Source organism: Streptomyces sp. NPDC088810 (assembly GCF_044750305.1).
Lineage (GTDB): Bacteria > Actinomycetota > Actinomycetes > Streptomycetales > Streptomycetaceae > Streptomyces.
Map to the genome: position 1 here is coordinate 13737 of NZ_JBIVJQ010000013.1, position 21336 is coordinate 35072.

General features: G+C 70.1%; 14 protein-coding genes and 3 pseudogenes. 9 read left to right on the forward strand and 8 right to left on the reverse strand.

The genetic code is table 11. From position 1 onward, the window contains the following. Positions 1–8: 8 nt before the first annotated feature. Positions 9–4262, reverse strand: coding sequence for a CHAT domain-containing protein (locus ACIP4Y_RS32210; RefSeq protein WP_401399245.1), 4254 nt, complete (start codon positions 4260–4262; stop codon positions 9–11). 304 nt (positions 4263–4566) lie between these two features. Here ACIP4Y_RS32210 and ACIP4Y_RS32215 point away from each other — a divergent pair, with 304 nt between their 5' ends. The 3 genes from ACIP4Y_RS32215 (at position 4567) to ACIP4Y_RS32225 (ending at position 8181) form a co-directional block, all read left to right on the forward strand. Next, positions 4567–4956 carry a hypothetical protein gene (locus ACIP4Y_RS32215; protein WP_401399247.1) on the forward strand — a complete coding sequence of 130 codons (390 nt, stop codon included), beginning with the start codon at positions 4567–4569 and terminating at the stop codon, positions 4954–4956. Positions 4957–5179: 223 nt separating this feature from the next. Next, positions 5180–7741 carry an FxSxx-COOH system tetratricopeptide repeat protein gene (gene fxsT / locus ACIP4Y_RS32220; protein ID WP_401399561.1) on the forward strand — a complete coding sequence of 854 codons (2562 nt, stop codon included), beginning with the start codon at positions 5180–5182 and terminating at the stop codon, positions 7739–7741. Between the two features lie 68 nt (positions 7742–7809). Further along, on the forward strand, positions 7810–8181 hold the full coding sequence (locus tag ACIP4Y_RS32225; protein WP_401399249.1) for a hypothetical protein: 372 nt from the start codon (positions 7810–7812) through the stop codon (positions 8179–8181). Here ACIP4Y_RS32225 and ACIP4Y_RS32230 read toward each other — a convergent pair. Next, positions 8137–9483 carry a hypothetical protein gene (locus ACIP4Y_RS32230; RefSeq protein ID WP_401399250.1) on the reverse strand — a complete coding sequence of 449 codons (1347 nt, stop codon included), beginning with the start codon at positions 9481–9483 and terminating at the stop codon, positions 8137–8139. The genes ACIP4Y_RS32225 and ACIP4Y_RS32230 overlap by 45 nt on opposite strands. Positions 9484–9524: 41 nt before the next feature. Here ACIP4Y_RS32230 and ACIP4Y_RS32235 point away from each other — a divergent pair, with 41 nt between their 5' ends. Together ACIP4Y_RS32235 and ACIP4Y_RS32240 are read left to right on the forward strand one after the other, a co-directional pair. Beyond that, positions 9525–10490: a tetratricopeptide repeat protein gene (locus ACIP4Y_RS32235; protein WP_401399251.1), complete on the forward strand. Its 966-nt coding sequence runs from the start codon at positions 9525–9527 to the stop codon at positions 10488–10490. Between the two features lie 144 nt (positions 10491–10634). Continuing rightward, on the forward strand, positions 10635–11021 hold the full coding sequence (locus tag ACIP4Y_RS32240; protein ID WP_401399252.1) for a hypothetical protein: 387 nt from the start codon (positions 10635–10637) through the stop codon (positions 11019–11021). 272 nt (positions 11022–11293) lie between these two features. Here the strand turns inward: ACIP4Y_RS32240 and ACIP4Y_RS32245 are convergent. Beyond that, positions 11294–11416, reverse strand: a pseudogene (locus tag ACIP4Y_RS32245) (kinase); the annotation flags it as partial. Positions 11417–12095: 679 nt separating this feature from the next. Next, positions 12096–12668 carry a peroxiredoxin gene (locus tag ACIP4Y_RS32250; RefSeq protein ID WP_401399253.1) on the reverse strand — a complete coding sequence of 191 codons (573 nt, stop codon included), beginning with the start codon at positions 12666–12668 and terminating at the stop codon, positions 12096–12098. Positions 12669–13389: 721 nt separating this feature from the next. Here ACIP4Y_RS32250 and ACIP4Y_RS32255 point away from each other — a divergent pair. Further along, complete coding sequence (locus tag ACIP4Y_RS32255; RefSeq protein WP_401399255.1) at positions 13390–14076, forward strand: alpha/beta hydrolase family protein; 687 nt, start codon at positions 13390–13392, stop codon at positions 14074–14076. 412 nt (positions 14077–14488) lie between these two features. Here ACIP4Y_RS32255 and ACIP4Y_RS32260 read toward each other — a convergent pair whose 3' ends face one another. Continuing rightward, positions 14489–15205 (reverse strand): TetR/AcrR family transcriptional regulator, encoded by a 717-nt coding sequence (locus tag ACIP4Y_RS32260; RefSeq protein WP_401399257.1) that lies wholly within the window; start codon positions 15203–15205, stop codon positions 14489–14491. A gap of 126 nt (positions 15206–15331) precedes the next feature. On the opposite strand from ACIP4Y_RS32260, the gene ACIP4Y_RS32265 reads away from it, so the two are divergent. After that, positions 15332–16555: a saccharopine dehydrogenase family protein gene (locus ACIP4Y_RS32265; RefSeq protein WP_401399259.1), complete on the forward strand. Its 1224-nt coding sequence runs from the start codon at positions 15332–15334 to the stop codon at positions 16553–16555. 274 nt (positions 16556–16829) lie between these two features. Next, positions 16830–17291: pseudogene (locus ACIP4Y_RS32270) on the forward strand (hypothetical protein); the annotation flags it as partial. A gap of 18 nt (positions 17292–17309) precedes the next feature. Here the strand turns inward: ACIP4Y_RS32270 and ACIP4Y_RS32275 are convergent. The 3 genes and pseudogenes from ACIP4Y_RS32275 to ACIP4Y_RS32285 all read right to left on the reverse strand — a co-directional run bounded on the left by ACIP4Y_RS32275 (position 17310) and on the right by ACIP4Y_RS32285 (position 20254). Further along, positions 17310–17954 (reverse strand): dihydrofolate reductase family protein, encoded by a 645-nt coding sequence (locus ACIP4Y_RS32275; RefSeq protein WP_401399261.1) that lies wholly within the window; start codon positions 17952–17954, stop codon positions 17310–17312. Positions 17955–18243: 289 nt separating this feature from the next. Then, positions 18244–18607, reverse strand: a pseudogene (locus ACIP4Y_RS32280) (DoxX family protein). 798 nt (positions 18608–19405) lie between these two features. Beyond that, positions 19406–20254, reverse strand: a complete 849-nt coding sequence (locus tag ACIP4Y_RS32285) for a helix-turn-helix transcriptional regulator (protein ID WP_401399263.1) — start codon at positions 20252–20254, stop codon at positions 19406–19408. Between the two features lie 138 nt (positions 20255–20392). Here ACIP4Y_RS32285 and ACIP4Y_RS32290 point away from each other — a divergent pair, with 138 nt between their 5' ends. Next, on the forward strand, positions 20393–21172 hold the full coding sequence (locus ACIP4Y_RS32290; protein WP_401399265.1) for an NAD(P)H-dependent oxidoreductase: 780 nt from the start codon (positions 20393–20395) through the stop codon (positions 21170–21172). The last annotated feature ends 164 nt before the right edge of the window (positions 21173–21336 follow it).

Sequence of the window (21336 nt, forward strand, 5' to 3'; positions counted from 1 at the left end):
GGCCCGGCTCACTCCCCCACGTACACGAACGCGGCCCAGCAGGACGGCGAACGGTGCGCCCGCGCCCGCTCCCACAGGGACTTGGCTCCGGCCGGCACATGGTCGCCGCTCAGTTCCCCGATACCGGGCCACATGTCGCGCTTCGCGCCGTTCGGCGTGTCGCGCACCCACTGCTGCGCCCGCCGCAGCGCTTCCGGCGGATCCAGCCCGTCCGAGCGCCACAACGCGTAGAAGCGGGCCATCAGCACCATCGTGCTCAGGTCGGAGACCGCCCACAGCGATCCGACGACACCCGCCGCACCGGCCTGGAGCAGCCCGGTGGGCAGGCTCACGACCTCGTCGGGCAGATCGACGCCGGGCACAGCGGTCTCGCAGGCCGACAGGACGGCCAGCCGGGCGTCGAGCGGGCTGCCCCTCAGCAGGTCGCGAAGGGTCAGCGGCTCGTCGCCGGCGAGCAGGAGCCCGCTGGCCAAGGGCTGGTCGACCTTGGCGAAACCATGGCAGGCGAAGTGGAGTACGGGATAGTCGCCGAGCGCGTCCCGGACGGCCGTCAAAGTGGCCCGGTCCCCGCCGAGACTGCGGGTGCGGGTGAAGTGGCCGAGGGCCTCCCGCACCTCACGGTCGGCGGCCGGCAGCGGCCGCGCGGACACCGGATGGGGGTCCCCCACCGCCAACAGCCCCTCCTGGCCGGCCGTGGCGGCCCGCTCCGCCGCAGCGACGCGGGCACGCGCGTTGGGGACGCTGGTCAGCAGCAGATCGTCGAGTGCGTACCGGCGCCCGGTCGGTGCCGACGCGTCCTCGCGCCAGGCGGCGTGCAGCGGGACCAGGCCGAGCAGGCCCGCGGGCACCAACGCCGCCCGGCCGGCGGGCGCCAGGGCCGCGACGACGGGCTCCATGACCGCGTCCCAGAGCCATCGCGTGACCTCGTCCAGACAGTTCTCCCAGGCGATGGGATCGCTCGCTCGCTCACCGTACGCCCTCAGATACGACTCCACCCGGGCGCGCAGCGACTCCTCGGTCAGCGACGGCAACCAGCGCACCCCGACGTGGTCACCGGTGACGAGCAGGGCGAATCCGGTCCGTTCCGCCGCCGCCAGGTAGACGAGCGGGGTCGTCGCGGCCGCCCGGATGTCGTCGAAGCGCGGCGGGTCGAGGAACCTCTCGTAGCCGTCGACCCGCCGGATCGCCGTGATGGCGGCCTCCAGTTCGGCTCGGGCGGCCCGCAGCGCGTCGGTGATATCGGGGTCATGAGCCGGCACGTGGTGCGCCGGGGCCGGGCCTGACCCGCCTGCCGAAGCGAGCGTCTGGCGCTCCAGTGCTGCCAGGGCCGCACTGCCACGCCGGTAGCGTTCGACGAGGTCCGCATGACCGGTGGCGCTGAGCTGTTCCAGACCGACCCGGCCACGTTCAAGCGCCTCGGAGAGGAGCAGGGCCCGGCCACGTTCGAGCGCCACCGCCGCCCCGGTCGCGTCACCGGACCTTGCCAGCGCGTGGGCGGCGGCGACCGCCAGTCCCTGCGTGTCACGCAGCCGCGACTCCTTCGTCGCGCGGGTGAGCTGCGCCCGGAACAACTGCTCCATCGCCCGCAAGCCGTAGCCGTACGCTTCCGCCGCCTCGCCCCAGGCTTCCCGCCGGGCGGCCCACCTGCCCCACGCCCCGCTGTCGGCGCGGGCGAGGTCCGGACACATGACCAGCCCGGCGGTCACAGCCCGGCGGAACAGCGCTCGCGCCTCGTCCCGGTCGGCGGCGTGGCCCACCACGTCGATCTCGTACCGGCAGGTCAGCACACGCGCCAGACTGCTGGGGAGGAACAGCCGGCCGTGCACGCTGCCCTGGTCCGCCTCGATGCCCCCGCGCAACAGTGTCGCGGCCTCGTCGAGAACGGCGGGGTCGCCCGCGCTCAGGAAGCCGTCCAGCAGCGCGTGAGCCAGGAGGTTGGTGGCGTTGGGATAGGACGCCGACGACGGTGGGACGAAGTCCAGTGCCTTGCGGGCCAGCCCGATCGCTTCCTGGAGGTCCGCACCGTCACCGGTGTGCCGATGACGGTCGAGGAGGGCGACGGCGAGACCGCCGAGAGCCACGGGGAGAGCCTCGTCGGAGGAGTCGTCGTCGAGTGCCTCCCGCCACTGCGCGATCGCCTCGTCCAGGTCGGGCAGCGCGCCGCTGCGGGTGTACAGCTGGCGCAGCGCGACACCGAGGCCCGTCAGGTGCACCCATCGGCCGGGAGCGCCGGGTGGTGAGAGGGCAAGGCCGGCGCGAGCCACTTCGACGGACCGGGCGAGATCGGCGAGGTCGCCGTCGCGGAAGTAGCGGTCGCGCATGACCATGCTGAGCGCGCTCAACGCCGCATCCCGGAAGCCCGCCCCGGGCGGGCAGAGCGCCACGGCCTGCTCGATGAGCGCGACGCTTTCGGTGAGGTCCTCAGGCCGTTGTGCCAGGTCGTAGCGGGCGTTCAGCGCGTGGCCCAACCGAAACAGGGACCGCGCGCGATCCGGGGCCGTGGCGGGGGTGAGGGCCAGGGCCTGGCGGGCGGCCTCGATGGCGTGGTCGAGATCGGCCGGCCGGCTGGCGGCCTCATAACGGCCCTGCAGCGTGGAGGACAGCTCTCCGAGCACAGCGGCGCGGGCGGGGGACGGGTCCGGCGTGTGGTCGAGCGCCTCGCGGCCACGGGCGATGGCGTCGTCCAGGTCGGCGAGGTCGCCCAGTCGTTCGTACCGAACGGACAGCGCTGCGGACAGTTTGCACAGCACCGTGAGCCGGCCGGCGGCGTCGGGCGGGGTCAGCTCCTCGGCCGACCGCAGTGCCGCCAGGCCGGCCTCCAGGTCACGCGGGTCGTCGTCGGCGAAGTACCGAGCCTGCCGGTAGTTGCTCAGCCGCAGGAGGAACGCCGGACGTAGCGGTGAGTCGGGCGGGAGGAGGGCGGTGGCCCGGTCGGCCAGTGCGATCGCCTCGTCCAGGTCTTCTCGGTCACCACTCTCCACGTGTCGCTGGTAGAGGCCCTCGGCGAGCGTGGTCAGACAGTCGGCGACAAGGGGGGACCCTGGCGACAGCACAGCCGCGGCCTGCCGGTGCGCGTCCATGGCCTGGTCGCGGGCCCGCGGATCCCGGACCCGGTCGTGGTAGCTCCACAAGGCGTTGCCGAGCAGGGCGAGGGCCTCTCCCCGCCATCCCGAGGACGCGTCGGCGGACCGTGCCGTCTCCTCGGCGTGGCGCAGCGCGAGCCGGAGGGTGTCGCCGTGGCCGGTCCGCCCGTACTCGGACAGCAGCCACGCACCGACGGCCACGCGCTCCCACCCCGGATCGCACCGCATCGCACCGTTCGGCACGTCCACCACGAAGTGCTCGCCGTGTTCACCGTGCTCGCCGTCCTTGTGGTCCCCATCGTCCTCGTCGCTGTCGTCGTTCTCGTCGTTCTGGTCCTCTTCGTCGGCCTGCGACAGACGTACCTCTCGGACGCATCGCGCCAGCCGGGGAAGATCGACCACGCTGTCGACCGGGAAGATGCCGTGCAGGTGGTTGAGCAGGCGGCGGAGGATGTCGATCGCGCGGCGCAGCTCGGCGTCCGTACCGGTCGCCAGCAGAAGGAGGGTCCGCTCCGTCTCCACCGCGATGATCCGCGGCCCCGGGTCGCCGGTGAAGATGTCGAGGGCCTGCCGGAAGGCGGCGCGCGCGTGCGAGGCGTTCTCCTCCCCGTCGCCGGGCACCCGCTCCATGTGCGCCCTCGCCACGTCGTTCATCGTGATGGCCCACAGGATCGGCCGGGCGGTCCTCGACTGCCGGGACAGGGACGCCTGGAACGCGTCGAGCGCGTCCTCGACGTTCTGGGCGCGATCACCCGTGTGGTCGTCGAGCAGGGCGTCACCGAGCATCGCCTGCAGCGAGCGCCAGACCTTCGGCGCGCTGTCCGGCGAGGCCGACTCCAGGGCACGCCGGATGCGCGCGATATGCCCGGGCGGGTCGTCGGCGGCCGTCTGCGCTTGGGACAAAGGGGCAAGAGCAGCCTGCAGTTCGGACGAGATCTCGTCGCCGCTCATCTCGGCGATCGCGGCCTCGACGCCGGTGTGGCGCGCCAGCACCAGAAGGTCGAGGTACTGGCCGTAGAGGCGCGTCCCGGCGGGATCTCCCTCCTTACTCAGCCGTTCGGCCAGGTACTCGAGAAGTTCCACACCGGTGTCACTCAGCAGTTCGGGGTGCTGGTCGAACGCGCGCCGGACGTCGTCCCAGTCTCGGGCGAACGTCAGTTTCCGTATCGCGTCGCCCAACTCGTCCCAGGCTGGATCGACCGGTTTCCCGCTGTGAGCGGCCGCGGAACCGTGGCGAAGAGGCACCAACTCAGCGTACAAGTGCCATCGCGGACCGTTCAGGGCTTTGCGTTGCTCGGCGCCTGGAGCCCGACGCTCCGGGACCGGGAGGAAGCGGAGCCAACGGCCGTGCGCGGAAATCGGTAGCGGTGCGGTGCCCGGCCGTGCCAACCGCTGGTGAGGCTGCGCAACCGATGGTCGCAGGAATGCGTGTTTTGCTATCGGTTCAGAGGCAGGGGACGTTGTGGGCTGAAGGACTGTCGGGATGGACGAGAGAGGGGCGGACGTGTCGCAAAGCTGGAAGATCACGGTCATGGTGGCCGCGGTGGCGGGCATCGTGTCGACACCGTTGCTCTGGCTGCTGGACAGCCCGGACACCGGACAACTGGTCGGCGCCTCAGTCCAGGCCGCTACCGGCATCGCCGCCCTGGCCTGGGCACTGCTGCAACGTCCGCCCGTGCCGGCCCCACCCCCGGGACCGTCGGACGTCGCGGTCGACACGGGGAATGCCGAGGGAACCGGCGGCGGTACGGCCCACACAGGTGTGCGGCGCCCCGGCGCTGCGGGAACCGGGACAGCTAAAGCCGAGCGCACCGGAAACGCCACCGCCGATGGCCCCGGAAGCAGCGCCGGCACGGGCGTGGACTACACCTGAACACGAGAGGCTCGCGATGAAGCGGCGAAAGCGCAAGCCCGCGCCCCAGGATGGTCGGGATCCCGGGATCCGGGTCGCGGACACCGGTGACGCACAGGCCACCGGCAGCGCCACAGCGGTCACCGGCTATCGAGGGCCGTCCATGGGCGGCAGCCCTCCCGCGGCAAGCCCCGTCTCGGTAACCCGGACGGGGAATGCGAACGCAGCTCCTGGCAGCGTAGCGGTGACCGGGTACGTTGCCGGGGACGTCACCGTCAAGTTCCGTGCGGCGCCGCGGACTCGGGCACCCTGGCCGCACCAGGTCGGCGTCATCCCCCGCGAGGCAGCGGCCTTCCAGGAACGGGACGAGGTCGAGCAGCTACGGGCCGCGGTGACCGGCGGCGGCACGGCGGTGCTGTGCCAGGTGCTGCGCGGCACCGGTGGGGTCGGAAAGACCCAACTCGCCGCTCACTACGCCCGGCAGGCATGGCACACGGGAGAGCTTGACGTACTGGTATGGGTCAACGCCGGCAGCCGGCCCGCGATCATCTCCACCTACGCCCAGGCCGCTGAAGAGCTACTTGCCGCCGAACCCGGTGACCCCGAGCGATCCGCACAGGCGTTCCGGAGATGGCTGGAGCCCAGTCCGCCGGGCTCCGGACCGGTCTGCCGGTGGCTGGTCGTCCTGGACGACGTCGCCGACCCCGCCGACCTGACCGGCCTCTGGCCCGCGAAGAACCCGCACGGTCGCACGGTGGTCACCACGCGCCGCCGCGACGTCGCCGTGCCCGGACAGCGGATCGATCTCGGAGTGTTCACACCCGAGGAGGCAGCCGCCTACCTGAGCGGGTTTCTCGCCGAACACGGGCGGCACGACGACCCCAGCGGGGTCCAGGCACTGGCCCAGGACCTCGGCTATCTGCCGCTGGCCCTGTCACAGGCCGCTGCCTACATCGTCGATGCCGACGTCCCCATCGACTGCCCCGGGTGCACCCACACCCACTGCACCAGCTACCGCCGCCGCCTCACCGCCCGCACCACCAAGCTCGGCAGCGTGCTGCCGGAAGCCAGCACCCTGCCGGACGACCAGACCACGACCTTAACCACCACGTGGTCGCTGTCCATCGAGCGCGCAGATTCCCTCCGCCCCGTCGGCCTGGCCCGCCCAGCACTCCAACTCGCCGCCATGCTGGACGGCAACGGCATCCCCCAGGACATTCTGGCCGGCCTGCCTGCTCGTCGCTATCTCGCCCAGTACCGCACCCAGGCCACCTCTGACCAGGGTCGCAGCAGCGACGTGTCGGACCAGGACGTCAGGGACGCTCTCCGGGCCCTGCACCGCCTCAACCTCATCGACCACTCCCCCGATGTCCCCCACCAGGCCATACGCGTCCACCAGCTCATCCAACGTGCCACTCGGGACACCCTGACCTCTCAGACGTTTGACGAGACCGCCCGTGTCGCCGCCGACGCCCTCGCCGAGGCCTGGCCGGTGACAGCCCACGCCAAACCTCTCGGACAGGTCCTGCGTGCCAACGCCGATGCGCTGACCCATCACGCTCAGGACGCGCTGTGCTCCGCTGACGAAGCCCATGCGGTGCTCCTTCAGGCCGGCAACAGCCTGGGACACGCCGGCCAGGTCACCGCGGCCGTCACCCACTTCCAGAACCTGACCCGTACCGTCCTGGGACCCGACCACCCCGACAGCCTCGCCGCCCGCAAGAACCTTGCCCACTGGCTGGGCAAGGGCGGGGATGAAACCGGCGCCGCGGCCGTCATCGAGCAACTCCTGCCCGACATGGTGCGCACGTGGGGCCCCGACGACCCCGACACCCTCGCCACCCGTGGCGACCTCGCCAGCTGGCGAGGCATCGCGGGCGACGCAGCGGGCGCCGTGGCCGCCTACGAAGAGCTCATGCCCGACCTGGTGCGGTTGCTGGGTCCCGACCATCCCCATACCCTCGCCGCCCGCGGCAACCTCGCCAGGAATCGAGGCATGGCGGGGGATGCGGTCGGCGCCGCCGCAGACTTCGCCCAACTCCTTGCCGACCGGACCCGGGTCCAGGGACCGGATCACCGGGGCACTCTGGCCACCCGGCGCGAGCTGGCCCGCTCGTTGGGGCAGGCAGAGGACGCTGCCCTTGCCGCGGAGGCCTGCGAACAGCTGACACATCTGCTGGCTGACTGCGTACGTGTGCTGGGGGCGGACCACCCCGACACCCTCGCCACCCGGAGGTACCTCGCCAACTCGCGGGGTGCGGCGGGTGATGCAGCCGGTGCCGTGGCCGCCTACGAAGAACTCATGCCCGACCTCGTTCGCGTGTTGGGGACGAACCACCCCGACACCCTCGCCACCCGTGGCGACCTCGCCGGCTGGCGAGGCCAGGCGGGTGACGCGGCGGGCGCCGTGGCCGCCTACAAGGAGCTCCTTCCCGACGTGGTTCAAGCGTTGGGAGCGGACCACCAGGGCACCCTGACCGCCCGCAACGGCCTCGCCTATCTTGCCGGTGAGGCAGGCGATGCGGCTGGTGCCGTGGCTGCCTACGACAAGCTCTTGCCCGACCTGGTACGGGTACTGGGAACCGATCACCCCACCACTCTCATTGCCCGCGGGAACCTCGCCCACTGGCGAGGCAGGGCGGGGGACGCAGCCGGCGCCGCAGCAGACTTCGCACGACTCGTCGCTGATCTGGTACGGGTGCTGGGGCGGCGCCACCCCCGCACCCGTGCCGCCCGCGACGGCGTCGCCCACTGGCGAGGCCAGGCGAAGACCGAGGTCTCTCGCCTCTTCCGGAAGGGGATCTGACCGGTGGGCCGGGTGCCGTTCCCGTTGGGCACGAGCAGCACGTCGAGCGGCGAATGATCCTCGACGGTATGGTCGGACAGTACGCGCATGCCCTTGTTGCAGCGCATGGGGCCCGGCCGTTCGGCGATCAGTACGGTGGTGTCCTGCTGTTCGTGGATCATGGCGGAGGCGGCCGGCGCAATGCCGACGTCCCTACGGGAAGGGCGCCGCAGCGTCTTTGCGGCACCGAAGCCGGAGTGGTGGGCGATGGTCTCGATGGGATCGCCGCCTTCGACTGCGGCTTCGGCGGCCGCCGGAGGGAGGCGTGCGTGCGCCTGCTTGCCGGTGGTGAACCGTGCCACCCCCGGACGGTGACCACCCTCACCGGCACCTACCGGCGCCGCTCGCGGGGAGTTTCAGTGCTCTGCCGTGAAGCCCGCCACCGCGTCGGAACCCTGTGAGGCATCAGGTGGCGTCAGGGCGTGACCGTCGGGCGCGGGGGTGTGCTCGGCGTAGAGAGAGGCCGCTTGCGTGAAGGTCGCCCCGCTGCCGTCATGGGCTTGTTCCTGGCTCCGTTCCGGTTGCGCCGCCGGTGCCGCTGCGTCCTGGTCCGGTCGCTGTTCCTGCGTACCTTGGCCGGTGTGGTGGGTGCTGGTGGCTGCGTGCTGGTCGGCGGTGCTGCTGGTGTGCATGTGGTCGGTGGTGAAGGAGGCACCTGCCGGCGGCCCGGACGCCGCCGGACTGTCGTCGATGCCTGCCGGGCCGGCGACACCGGGGAAGTGGAGGTGAAACTCCCCGCCTGTGAACGTGGCTCCGGAGAGGTCGCCGATGCCCGGGGCAATGACATCGTTGCTCTTGATGTCCTTGGTGAAGGTGCTTGTGCTCAGGTCCTGTGGAGAGGTGACCGGGAGGACGGGGTGCCAGTTGCCGGCTCTGTCGGCCCAGACACCATCGCCCAGGGTGACCTGGCCGACAGGGTCGGGTGGGGCCGCAGGAGGCGCAGGAGGAGGCGCCTCGGCGTCGCGGTGAGGGACGGACGGGATACCGGCATCGGGTCCCGGGCCTGCGTCGGGGGGACCCTGAGCGTCGGGGGTGTGATCGGCCGGTGCGGTCGCGTCGTCTTCGTCGGGTGCGCGCAGGTAGCGCAGGATGTCGGTGGCGGCCGCGTGTTCCCGGGCGTCCGCACCGAACGCAGCACCACAGCCGTTGACGTACAGATCTCCCGGGTCCATGGCTCCGAAGTGCGGTGCGACGGGAAGGCCGATCGCGTGGGCGGCGTTGTGGCCGAGCTGGAGCACTTCTTCTGCGTACCCGAGGATGGTCGCTCCGCCGGCGCCGACGCCGACACCGTGACCCGTGCCGTCGGCGGACAGCCACTCGAAGGGCCCGGCAAAGGCCAGTTCGGCGCTGGCGAAGAAATGGGCCACCTTGTCGTTCCACATCGGATTGACGGTCTCGGGGGTGAGCCGACCGCTGATCAGGTCCGCGGGGAAGGTCACCTCGTGGTCGCCGAAGGCGAAGGTGGGCAGGGCCGCGTGCCGGGCGGCGGCGTGCTCGGCCGACTCCCCCGGCAGACTGCTCAAGGTGGCCGCCTCGCGGGCACATCTGAGCGCAAGCCCCGTGTCGCCACCGGCGAGTTGCTGAGCCTGCTGCCAGTAGGAGACGAACATCGCCCGGTGCGCGTCGACCGTGGGGGTCTGTTCGGAGGGCGGCTGAGCGGCGAGGTAATCGCTCAGACGAGCGACAATCTCAGCTTTGGTCATATTTCTAGATTAGGGCGGCGGACGGCTGTAGCGTAGGTCGCGTGACGCCTGAGGGTGATTTTTTCGCACAGGCCAGGAATCTTTTTCAAGCTGGCAGGACGGCCGAGGCAACGGACCTTCTCGAACGAGCAGTCGAAACTCGTCCCAATGATCTCGCCTGCCGTTACGCGCTTGCCGTGTGCCTCAATGAGGAAAAAGCATGGAAGCGAGCCGAAACGCACCTGCGGATGGTCATCGAGGCAGAACCACACCACTACCTCGCTTCCTACGAGTTGGGGAAGGCCCTGCAGGGGCAGCGCCGTCTCGGTGAAGCCGCTCAGGCCTATCGCCGGTGTCTGCTTCATGGCGAAGCCGGCGACGCCCGGCGGCGTCTGAAGGAATGTGAGACCAGCGGGGCGCAGCCGGTCCGCGGCGACCTTGCGGTACCCGAGGATCTGGAGCGTCTCGCCGCGCTCGCCGTCCTCGACGCGGACCGGTACGTGCCGCCCCCGGCATCGTTGCCGACCCTGGCCGACGACTTGGACGAGCGCGGCAGCGCCCCCGTCGGGGACCTCGTGTGGTCGAGCCGCACGCAGTTGCGGGCCGGGGTGCCGGCCGCCGTGTTCGCCACGGCACTGGCCCTGGCCATCCCCGCCCTACTCGGCCGGAACTGGCTGTACCTGCCCTTGGGCGCGTACGCGGTGACGGCATGGGCGGCCGCGTTCCTCATCTCCCGGGCAAGCCGATTCGACTTCTACGAACGACGGCTCGACGTCGCCCAGGGAATTGTCCCCCGCTCCAAGCAAAGCATCTGGTACGCCTCGATCACACAGGTGAACTACTCCCGCGGCCTTCTCTCCTACCTGACCCACACCGCCTCGCTCGACATCCACTACATGGTCGGCTCGGACCACAAGTCGGCCACTTTGGCCGCTCTCGGAAATCCTGCACGGATCGACCGCCTCTACCGTGAACTCCAGGGGCCGGTGGTGCGTGAACGCCGCGCAATGAAGAAGATTCTCTTCTAAGGAACTCGTGTGCGACAGTTCAACCGGATCAGTCTCGGGATCGTCGCGGCCGCCGTCGCTTTTCTACTCATGCAGCGCTTCGGTCCCGGCGATTGGTCATTCCTGCCGCTGCCCGGTCCTCTGCAGCGGCCGAATCCCGTGGAGGTGAGGGCCGAAGGCGACCCCCCATGGACGGTCGAGGGCCACGGCGTCCGCTTCGAGGTCGTGTCCACCACGCGCGCCTCCAGCAACTGGATGGGCGAGACCAGAACGTCGATCAGGGTCGTCTCCTACGTGACACGCACCCGAGGCGCCGACTTCAAGGCCATGAGCTACCGCTTCAGCGACCAGGCCACCGGCACCGCGCTGGAGTCCGTCCCCTTCCAGGGTGGAGGCGACGGGGATCCGCCGCCCCACCAGCGAAGCCGGCTGGAGAGCGTGGTCTGGGACGTCTCCCCGCGCACCACCCGACTGACGATCACCCTGCACGACTTCTACTGGCCCGACGCCCGCAACCTCGTCCTGCGCGACGTACGCGTCCCCGCCTCATGACCGTCAGCCAGCGAGAAGCGGGAGCGGAAGTCGCGCACCGGCACCCGCTCCCCCGGCCTCCGGGATCCCCGGGCCACCAATCGGCCCGATCCGGACACGAACACCGAGCACCTGCCCGGCACTGCCCGCCACCCGACAGACGAACCATCCTGAGCTGGACGATGCTCTGGGGCCGCTACGACGCCGCGGGCCGCCTTCTGCACACCGGCCGCGGCACCACGCTGTCCCAGCATGTCGGCCGCGCCCTGACCGACATGCCGGCCCAGCACCCTCTACGGGCGTTCGGCGAGCAATTCCGCGAGGCAGTCGGCGAATTGGGTGAGCCGGTCCAGCCGTGGTCCGCCGCGGGCGATGCGAAAACCGTGGCGACGGCCCCAGAACGCAGCCTGGACGGCAACTGCGCCCACCGCGGTCAGCGCCGAACCCTCAGTTGCGCCTGCTTGAGGGAAGGTCTGTCTCATTTAAGGCGCCCCGAGCCGCCGAAATGAAATTGCCGAGGCGCTCGGAGACCGTGGTCACCTCGACGGCGTGACGCTCCACGAATGTGACGTTGCGATCCGGGGCACCCGAGGATTCGCGCCAGGCGAGAAGCGTCGTATGCATCGAGTGGAGCCCTAGGTGGACGCTGTGGGCGGCGTGCTCTACTGACTCGGGTCCCTCGACTGCGAGGCTGGCCCAAGCTGCCTGCACCAGCGCCAACCGATCTTGCGCTATCTGGAGCCGTCGATCACCTTCCGCCAAATCCGGAGCATCGCCAACCAGCGCTCGTGCAGCCATCTTCAGAGCGCTGCGAGACTCGTTGGCCGGGGCTAGAAAGGCGCTGTACGCGTCTCGCCGCAGTTGTCTGCGCCACTGGGAGTGCTCGACTCTGGCTTGCCCCTCCAACTGCCGCCGAGTCGAGGCACTGGAGATCGTCGACGCCACAACCGTGCCGACAACGCCTACCGTTGCACCCAGTAACGCCGCAAGTCCCTGGTCCATGCGGGGGATTATCCATCCGGACGACCACACACGGTCACCGGTAGGGCGTGTTCCATGGAGAGCTGGCGGCAGTTGCACAGGCGCGCCAACCAGTCAAGGCTGACGGGCGTTGTCGCGAAGCCAGGCCATGACCTGGTCGGCGTGCTTGTCCGGCGGGAAGACCGGGTAGAAGACGTGCTCGATCAGGTTGTCCTTGATGATCAGCGTGAGCCGCTTGTACAGCGTCAGGCCGCCAGTGGTGAATGTGGGAAGGCTTAGTGCCCGGGCCAAACCCCGTGTGGGGTCGGACAGCATCCGGAACGGCAGGCGGAGCCGCTCGGTGACCTCACGTTGGTAGTCGCTGTCCTGGCTGGACAGGCCGTACACCCGGGTCGCGCCGGCCGCGATCAGGTCCTGGTGGTGGTCGCGGAAGCCGCATGCCTCGGCGGTGCAGCCACGGGCACCGGGGATGGAGTCCCAGCCCTCGGGCAGATCGGTGCCGGGGCGGCCTGTCAGCGGGTAGATGTAGAGCACCGTGCGACCTGCACCCAGCGCCTCAAGACTGATCGTGGTGCCATCGGTGGCATGGAGTTCCAGCTGCGGCATTCTCGCACCGCGCAGGTGGGCAGCAGCGCCGTCGTCCTCGGGAACGGACAGGTCGGCAGGCAGGCTCGTGTAGTCGGTCATCGGTACGTCTCCTGTGGCCGGTGAGAAGCGGCTGTTGCGGTGAGCGGCCTCATGCAGGTGCGCCACCAGCACCGCCCGGCGGGCGGTGAGGCCCTCGATCCGGTGCGTGAGCTCAGCAATGGCGTCCCGGTACCCGGCCAGCGCAGCCGGGCAGTCGTCCGCGTGCCGTGCCCCTGGGCCAGGCATTCCAAGAACGGCCGTGTCGCCTCGACAGGGATGCCGAGGCGACACAGCGCCCGGATCTCCTGCGTGAGCCGTACGTCGTTCTCGTCGTAGTCCCGATAGCCGTTGGCCACGCCAGCTCACCTATCCGCATGCCTCTCACCTAGAAGAACGCTAAAGCTTGCCCTTGAGGGTGAGGTCAAGCGCTCTGCGGGAATGCCTGCACGCCCCGCCGGCGCACACAACCGCCGCTGGTTCAGGCTTTCTTACTGCTCTTACGAAGTCCGCACGGTCGAGGCGATGGCTGCGCTCATCGACACCATCCGGCCGTGATCGTTCTCAGCACTTATGACAGGCGGCCTCCCTACGATGTCGCCATGATGATCTCTGGACAGGGACAGCCACTGATACGTGTCCTCTACACGAGTCTCGATATGACCTGCGGGATGCGACTCGTCCGCGTCCTGTGCGTCTTTACGTGTGGGAGCCGAGCCGCCCACAGCCTGCGCCTGCTCCGCTGGTCGTCGTCTCTCACGGCACCGGAGGTTCGGGCAGCACCATGGAGTGGCTGGTACGACCGCTGCACGAGGCGGGCTTCCGGGTCGTTGCACTTGATCACCACGGCAACAACCACGTCGACGGCTACCAGCCGGAGGGCTTTCTCCATATCTGGGAACGGCCCCGGGACGTCTCCTTCGCCCTCGACGCCCTCGCCCGGGAACAGCTGCTTGGTCCGGTCGGCGTGGCGGGTTTCTCCCTCGGCGGTTACACGGCGGCGGCCCTCGCCGGGGCCCGTGTCGATCCGCAGACCCTGTGGGCTGTACTGACGGGAGCGGTCCCTCTGCCGGAGATTCCCGAGTTCCCCGGTGCGCTGGAGGCGCTGCGGAAGAAGTATCCACTGGAGGAGTCGTCACGCAGTGCTCTGGATGCTGCCGCAGCAGACCTCTCGGATCCCCGAGTGCGGGCGGTCTTCCAGGTGGCCCCCGGCGGGGGTGGTCTCGTGACCTCGGAAAGCCTGGCAAGCGTGCGGGTGCCTGTGGGCGTCCGCTGGGGTGGAGCAGACACGGTCAACCCTTACGACGTGGACATCAGGCCGTACCTGGAGCACATCCCCACGGCGACTGGCTGCTCGGTCGGCTCCCATGTCCGCCACGACGACTTCTTCGCCCCGGAACCCGCCGACCCGACTGCCCGCGTTCGCGTCGGCAGGGAGGCGGCCGCATTCTTCCAACAGCACCTGGGCTGACCCTTCGGCGGACACGGCTTCTGTTGTGTGGCGGCCTCCAGCGAGAAGTCCCCACGAGTCCCCACGAGTCCTCACGCACGGCCACCTCCGCCGTCACTCACCGGCGGTGTCCCGGGGCCCGAATCGCATAGTGCCGGTCAGGCCACAGCCGGGTCCTGGGCGCGGACGGCATCGTCATGCGTAGTGCTCTGGAGATACGGGTACGGAAGCGGCTGAGTGTGTGGAAGGCATCGCCGGGGCGGCAGGAGCGGGTGCCCCCGAAGCGATCAGCGCCCTCGCGTGTGAGCCCTGAACGCCTACCAGCGCGGTCGGCTGGGACGGACGACGCAGTGCGAGCGGCGGGCGGAGCAGGCCCCGAGCCCAGAGCGGGGCGGACACCCGCCGCCCCGGGCGCGGGCCGTCCTCCGTCCCGCTATTGCCCGCCGCCCGCGCCCGCGACCAGCCGTGAGGCGGCGTTTTCCAGCAGGGCGTCCAGGACGACCGGGTAGGCGCTGTGGAGCATGCGGGCGGCCAAGAGGCGGGCTGTCGCGGCGATGTTCGGGTAGGACTCGGCGGGCAGCCGGGCGTAGGTGGAGGTCCACATCTCCTCGTCCCTCGTCCGGGCCTCCTCCGTCAGGACGAGTGCTCCGGCGTCGAGGGCGGCGAAGGCCAGGCTCAGGTCGATGAAGGCGTGGTAAAGGCGGACGGCGGCGGGGTCCGGGAAGCCGGCCGAGCGCAGGATGCCGAGGATCATCTCGTCGACCGCGATCTCCCGCGGCCGGCCGGTGACCCGGCTCGCGGTCAGCGCAGCGGCCTGCGGGTGGGCGAGGTACGAGGCGTGGATGGCCAGCCCGAGGGACCGCAGGTCGGCCCGCCACTCCCCGGTGGCGGACCAATTGTCCCGAGCCCGTCCCATCAGCTCCTCACCGATGGCCCGGGTCAGGTCGTCCATGCCCGAGAAGTACCGGTAGAGCGTGCTGGGATCGGCGCCGAGAGCGGTGCCCAGGCGACGGGCGGTGAGGCCGGCGGTGCCGTGCTCGCGCAGCACCCGCAGCGCGGTCTCCACGATCAGCTTCTCCGACAGCACGGTGCCCTGCCGGGTCGGCCGGCGCCTGCGCCGCGCCGACTCCGGCACCACCTGCTTGGCCATGCGGACCACGCCCTCTCCACCGCCGCGACGGCGACTCTTATGCCAACACAGTTGACCTTACATTGCGCCATCCCGTTGCATCAGGGCATCCCCAGGGCCCGTGCCCTTCACAGAAAGGTGTCTGACATGCGTGTACTCCTGGTGGGCGCGGGCGGTGTCGGCACAGCCGTCACCCGGATCGCGGCCCGTCGCGGCTTCCTGACCCACATGATCGTGGCCGACTACGACCTGCACCGGGCCGAGGCGGCCGTCGCCGCGCTGAAGGAGCACGGCGACCGGTTCAGCGCCCGGCGCCTGGACGCCTCCGACGAGGAGGGAGTGCGCCGGCTGCTCACCGAGGAGCGCTGCGACGTTCTGCTCAACGCGACCGACCCCCGGTTCGTGATGCACCTGTTCCGCGCGGCACTCGCGGCGGGCACGCACTACCTGGACATGGCGATGTCCCTGTCCGCCCCGCACGCCGAACGCCCGTACGAGGAGTGCGGAGTCAAGCTCGGCGACGGCCAGTTCGAGCTGGCCGAGCAGTGGGCGGACGCCGGTCGTCTGGCCCTGGTCGGGATGGGCGTGGAACCCGGCCTGTCCGACGTCTTCGCCCGGTACGCCGCGGACGAACTCTTCGACGAGATAGCGGAGATCGGTGTGCGTGACGGAGCCGATCTGACCGTGGAGGGATACGGCTTCGCCCCCTCCTTCAGTATCTGGACCACCATCGAGGAGTGCCTGAACCCCCCGGTGGTCTACGAGAAGGACCGTGGCTGGTTCACCACCGCGCCGTTCAGCGAGCCCGAAGTCTTCGACTTCCCGGAGGGCATCGGCCGGGTCGAGTGCGTGAACGTGGAACACGAGGAGGTGCTGCTGATCCCCCGCTGGGTGGACGCCCGCCGGGTGACCTTCAAGTACGGCCTGGGCGACGACTTCATCGCCAAGCTGAAGACCCTGCACGAGTTGGGCCTCGACTCCACCGCCAAGGTGCTCGTCCAGGGCGAGGACGGGCCCGTCAGGGTGTCCCCGCGCGACGTCGTCGCCGCGTGCCTGCCCGATCCGGCCGGCCTCGGCGAGCGGATGACGGGGAAGACCTGTGCGGGCACCTGGGTGAAGGGCACGAAGGACGGCGCTCCACGCGAGGTGTACCTCTACCACGTGGTCGACAACCAGTGGTCCATGCGCGAGTACGGCTCCCAGGCAGTGGTCTGGCAGACCGCCGTCAACCCCGTCGTCGCTCTCGAACTGCTCGCCACCGGCGTCTGGACGGGCAGCGGTGTCCTCGGTCCCGAGGCCTTCCCGCCCCGCCCCTTCCTGGACCTGCTCACCGAGTACGGCTCTCCCTGGGGCCTGCGCGAGCAGGGCTGACACCTAGCAGGCACCGTGCCCCGATGACCGCGCCAGGACCACTACCGGGGCTACCGGGCCGGCCAGATGGTGGGGGCTCGGCCCGCCAGCCGGGTGACTGGTGCTGTGACCGCGTAGGTTCGCCGGGTTGGTGGTCGTGGCGATTGCATGTGCGGTGACGTCCGTTCGAGCTGGAGGCGCGGTGGCTGAGCCTGTCCGTGTGCGCAGAACGATCGACCAGGAGGGGCAGAAGCTCCAGTAGATCGTGCGCCGGGGCAGCACGGGTTCGGTGCGCTACCGGCGCGGCGATGATGCTGCTGGCCAGGCGCTGGGCGTCAACCACCGCAGCAAGGGCACGGCCAACACCCTGGACGCGCTGAAGTCGATCCGCGCAGCCTGTTCCGTCGGCGCCCCGGTCCACATCGTCCTGGACAACCTGTCCGCCCGCACAGGTCAGGACCCTCGCCGCTGGGCGAAGACAACCAAGGTCGAACTGTGTTTCACTCACCCGGACCCACGCTTCCTGGGCCAACCCGGTCGGGGCCCACTTCGGCCCGCTGCGACAGTGCACCCTGGCCAACTCCCACCAGCGCAGCATCCCCCGCCCAGACTCAGGTCCTGCACCGCTACCTGCGCCGGCGCAACGCCCACGCCCGCCATCTTGACGTCCTCGCCGCTCAACGCAGGGAGCGCGCCCGCATTCGCAGCGAGAAGGGCAGTCCGCTGGGGCGGACGCCCCCTCGCAAGCGCAGCCTGAACTCGACTTACCCTCGCCTCACCTCCGCCAGAACAGGTGGTGTGTCACGCCGCTCGGGCTGGGCACGACTTCCAGGTGGAACCGGTCGAGCAGCTCATCGGGAGACTCCCAAAGACGTAGTCCGGACCCGAGCTTCACCGGCGAGACCACCACATGCATGGTGTCGACGAGGCCGGCGTCGAGGAACTGCCGGATGGTGGTGACCCCGCCGCCGAGTCGGACGTCCTGGCCTTGCGCCGCTTCCCGCGCACGTTCGAGGACCGTGGCCGGGTCGCCGTCGACGAAGTGGAACGTGGTGTCGGAGAGCGTGAACGACGGACGTTCGTGGTGAGTCATGACGAACACCGGAGTGCGGAACGGGGGCTCCTCCCCCCACCAGCCGCGCCACTCATGGTCCTGCCAGGACCCGCGCTGGGGGCCGAACTTGTTGCGGCCCATGATCTCGGCACCGATGTTGCGTGCGAAGTCCCGCGTGAAGTAGTCGTCGAGGCCACGGCTCCCGCCGGGATCCGTGCGCATGGGCCAGCTCGCCGTGGCTCCGGCCCAGGCGAACAGCCTCTCGGGATGGTCGTGGCCGAACGGCCGCTCGAGACTCTGGTGCTCACCGGCACCGATTCCATCACTCGAGACATTGAAGTTCATGACTCTCAGCAGCTGATCCACGTCTGTCCTCGTCAGGTCCTGTCGCGTCATCGTGCGGCGAGGCGCCGCACATCATGACGTCGAACGGGACGTGGCCGGATCGACAACGGCCCACAACTCTTTTTTCCAAAGGCGCGTCAGGAAGCGGCCCACGGCGGTCTGGCCGTGGCGGACGCGGTGGCCGCCCGCGACCACTCACAAGCATCGCAAGCGTGCGTGCGGCGGCGTGTCCGATGTTCATGGGGAAGGACAGCGGCCGTGGGACGGCGGACCTTGTCTTCGCATGCACCGGTCGAGGGACTGGCCTCGATCACCGCCTGGTGGCCAGCCAGAGGGTCACCGCCGCGGTGACGGTGAGTCCGGCGTTGAGTGCGATCCGGCGGTCCTTCCTCGCCGGTCAGGTGGACGGCGATCGCGCCGGTCTGCAGGAGTACGAAGCCGATGGCCGCGGCCGGCGCCAGCGAGGGAGCGATGCCGGTGAGCGGCGGCAGGATCAGGCCGGTCGCGCCGAGTATTTCGACCGCTCCCTGCGCCCTGAGGGCAGGCAGCGGTATGCGGTCGACCCAGGTCATCATCGGTCGGAGTTGATCGCGGCTGCGGATCGCCTTCAACGTGCCTGCGCAGAAGTAGAACAGCGCGAGGATTCCCGCGACGATCCAGTAGGCGGTGTTCATCGTTTCCGTTCATGGGCCACCGGTTCATGGCGGCCCGTCGATTGCGTCGCTTGCCAGAACGCTCGTACCGGCAGCGGTGCGCAGCACGACCCAACGACAGCCCGGGCCGGTCAGAGCGGCACCACTTGGCCGTCGCCTTCAGCCACCTTGCCCTGCGCCGTACGGCGTCGACCCGTGACGGTACGCGGCTGTCGCGATCTCGATGAAGGACCGGATCAACGGGGGTCGCGCCGACGACCGCCCGGCCCCAGCCCTTGGCGTGGCGGTCGGCCGATACGGGGAGGCCCGGTCTGGGGCGACTGACGTGAGGGCGTCGACGGGAACCGGCCGACCGTGCCGGCGGGCGTCGAGACGGATCAGGGGCGGCGCGTCCGTCGCGCGGAGCGGTCAGCGCGTCGGGCTCGCTACGAGCCGCGCTCGCCCGGTCGTACGCCGCCAGCACCGCCCGGTGCTCCCTCAACACGGCGGGCGTGGTGTCCGGCCCGTTGACCTCGAACTCCAGGGCGGCCGCCTCTTCCCCGAAGGAGGTCACCGACTCCTTGACCAGGGCGGGCAGTTCCGCGGTCACCAGAACGTCCCGGTGCTCTTCCCGCTCCCCGCCAGAAGGTGCGAAGGTGCGCTTCCAGCGATTCACGGCGACGCCACAACGGGTGCAGCCCGCCGCTCCTCAGGCCGAGCAGGAAAACCACCATGCAGCCGATCGCGCCCGCATCCTCACACAGGCGTCCCGTCCGGTGCTTTCCGGTCACGGACTGCTTTTGCGACTGGTGACACCCTCCTCACCGGTACACAGGGGAGTTACTCGCGGGCTTGAGCGTTCACTGTGGAGTGCGCGTCGGCGCGATCCGTGCCCAGGCGCGCGAGCAGGCGCAGGCCGTCCTCGGCGGGGCTGCCGGGGGCCGCGGACAGCACCACCAACTCCCTGTCCGATTCATCCGGTAGCGCGAAGTTCTCCTGGTGCAGTTCGAGCAGCCCCACCAGCGGGTGCCGGTACGCCTTGCGTCCATGGGTGCGGGCGCGCACGTCCGCGCGGGCCCAGAGGCGGCGGAAGCGCTCGCTGCCCATTGACAGCTCACCGATGAGCGAGGCGAGGCGGGGGTCGTCGGGGTATTTGCCGGCGGCCAGGCGCAGGTGTCCGACCACGTCGACCGTGCATGTCTCCCAGTCGGCGTACAGGCCGCGCTCGGCCTCCTCGAGGAAGATGTGCCGGGCGATGTTCAGGCCCGGCATCGGCCGGCCGAAGAGAAGCCCGGCGAGGCGGTTCCCGGCGAGTACGTCCAGGCGGTGGTCCATGATCAGCGCGGGGGCGTCGGCGACCAGGGCGAGGACCCGCAGCAGCTCCGGCCGGACCCGCCCGCCCGGCGCCTTCGCCCGGCGGCGGCGCTGCCGGGCGAGCCGGTCCAGGTGCCCGCGTTCGGTCTCGTCGAGGCCGAGGACCCCGGCGAGCGCGTCGAGGACCTGCTCGGAGGGCTGGGTCGCGCGGCCCTGCTCCAGCCGTACGTAGTAGTCGACGCTGACTCCGGACAGGTGCGCTACCTCTTCGCGACGCAGCCCTTCGACCCGGCGGCGGCTGTCGGTGGGAATTCCGACGGCTGCCGGGTCGACCCGGGCACGCCGAGTCCGCAGGAAGCCCGCAAGATCGTCCATGCCCTCAGTATGGCCTCGGTGGTGCCTGTGAGGGTGGCCCTGCTGTTACCAGGAAGTCCCGTCCGGTGGAAGAGGCGGCCCTGAACGCCGGGCGCCGTGGCGTCCAGGATCGAAGGCATCCGATCCGAAGGAGTTCCCGTGAAAACGCTGATCGTCTACGCCCACCCGGAGCCGAAGTCGCTCAACGGCTCGCTGAAGGACCTCGCGGTGTCCACACTGGAGAGTGCGGGGCACGAGGTACGGGTGAGCGATCTGTACGCGATGGGCTGGAAGGCGGTCGTGGACGCCGCGGACTACGGCCCCGCCGCCTCAGATCCGTTGCAGGTCGCGCGGGATTCGGGCCGGGCCTTCGACACCGGGACGCTCACCCCCGACGTCCTGGTCGAGCAGGAGAAGCTGCTGTGGGCCGACACGATCGTCTTCCAGTTCCCGCTGTGGTGGTACTCGATGCCCGCGATCCTCAAGGGCTGGGTGGACCGGGTGTTCACCTTCCACTTCGCATACGGCGTCGGGGAGCACAGCGACACCAAGTACGGCGACCGCTTCGGCGAAGGTACGCTCGCGGGCAGGAAGGCGCTGCTGTCGGTGACCGTCGGCGGCCCGGAGTCGCACTACTCCGCTCGCGGGATCAACGGCCCCATCGACGACCTGCTGTTCCCGATCCATCATGGCATCCTCTACTACCCGGGCATCGAGGTGCTGCCCCCCTTCGTGCTGCACGGCACCGACCGGATGACCGACGAGGACTACGCGGACGCCGCCAAGGCCTGGGAGCAGCGCCTGCTCACCCTGGAGTCGACCGAGCCGATCCCGTTCCGGCGGCAGAACTTCGGCGACTACGAGATTCCCTCGCTGCGCCTGAAGGAGGGGCTGGAGACCGCGGGCCGCACGGGTTTCGGGCTGCACGTGCGGGGCTGACCGCCGGCGATGAACACGAGGAGCCGGGGCGCGCACCGATTCCGGTCCGAGGGCGGCAGCGACCGACGCGGCCATGCCTTCCAGTGAGCCGGTCGGGGGTCCACCAGTCGGTGGACCCCAAGTTCAACCGGTCGCTGCTGTCGGCGCCACGACCCCGGCGAAGA

Excerpts from the sequence above, each read along its gene's own strand:
- ACIP4Y_RS32215 (WP_401399247.1), top strand. The coding sequence starts at position 4,567 with ATGGACGAGAGAGGGGCGGACGTGTCGCAAAGCTGGAAGATCACGGTC.
- ACIP4Y_RS32225 (WP_401399249.1), top strand. The coding sequence starts at position 7,810 with ATGGTCGGACAGTACGCGCATGCCCTTGTTGCAGCGCATGGGGCCCGG.
- ACIP4Y_RS32230 (WP_401399250.1), bottom strand. The coding sequence starts at position 9,483 with ATGACCAAAGCTGAGATTGTCGCTCGTCTGAGCGATTACCTCGCCGCT.
- ACIP4Y_RS32250 (WP_401399253.1), bottom strand. The coding sequence starts at position 12,668 with ATGACCGACTACACGAGCCTGCCTGCCGACCTGTCCGTTCCCGAGGAC.
- ACIP4Y_RS32255 (WP_401399255.1), top strand. The coding sequence starts at position 13,390 with ATGGAGTGGCTGGTACGACCGCTGCACGAGGCGGGCTTCCGGGTCGTT.
- ACIP4Y_RS32260 (WP_401399257.1), bottom strand. The coding sequence starts at position 15,205 with ATGGCCAAGCAGGTGGTGCCGGAGTCGGCGCGGCGCAGGCGCCGGCCG.
- ACIP4Y_RS32265 (WP_401399259.1), top strand. The coding sequence starts at position 15,332 with ATGCGTGTACTCCTGGTGGGCGCGGGCGGTGTCGGCACAGCCGTCACC.
- ACIP4Y_RS32285 (WP_401399263.1), bottom strand. The coding sequence starts at position 20,254 with ATGGACGATCTTGCGGGCTTCCTGCGGACTCGGCGTGCCCGGGTCGAC.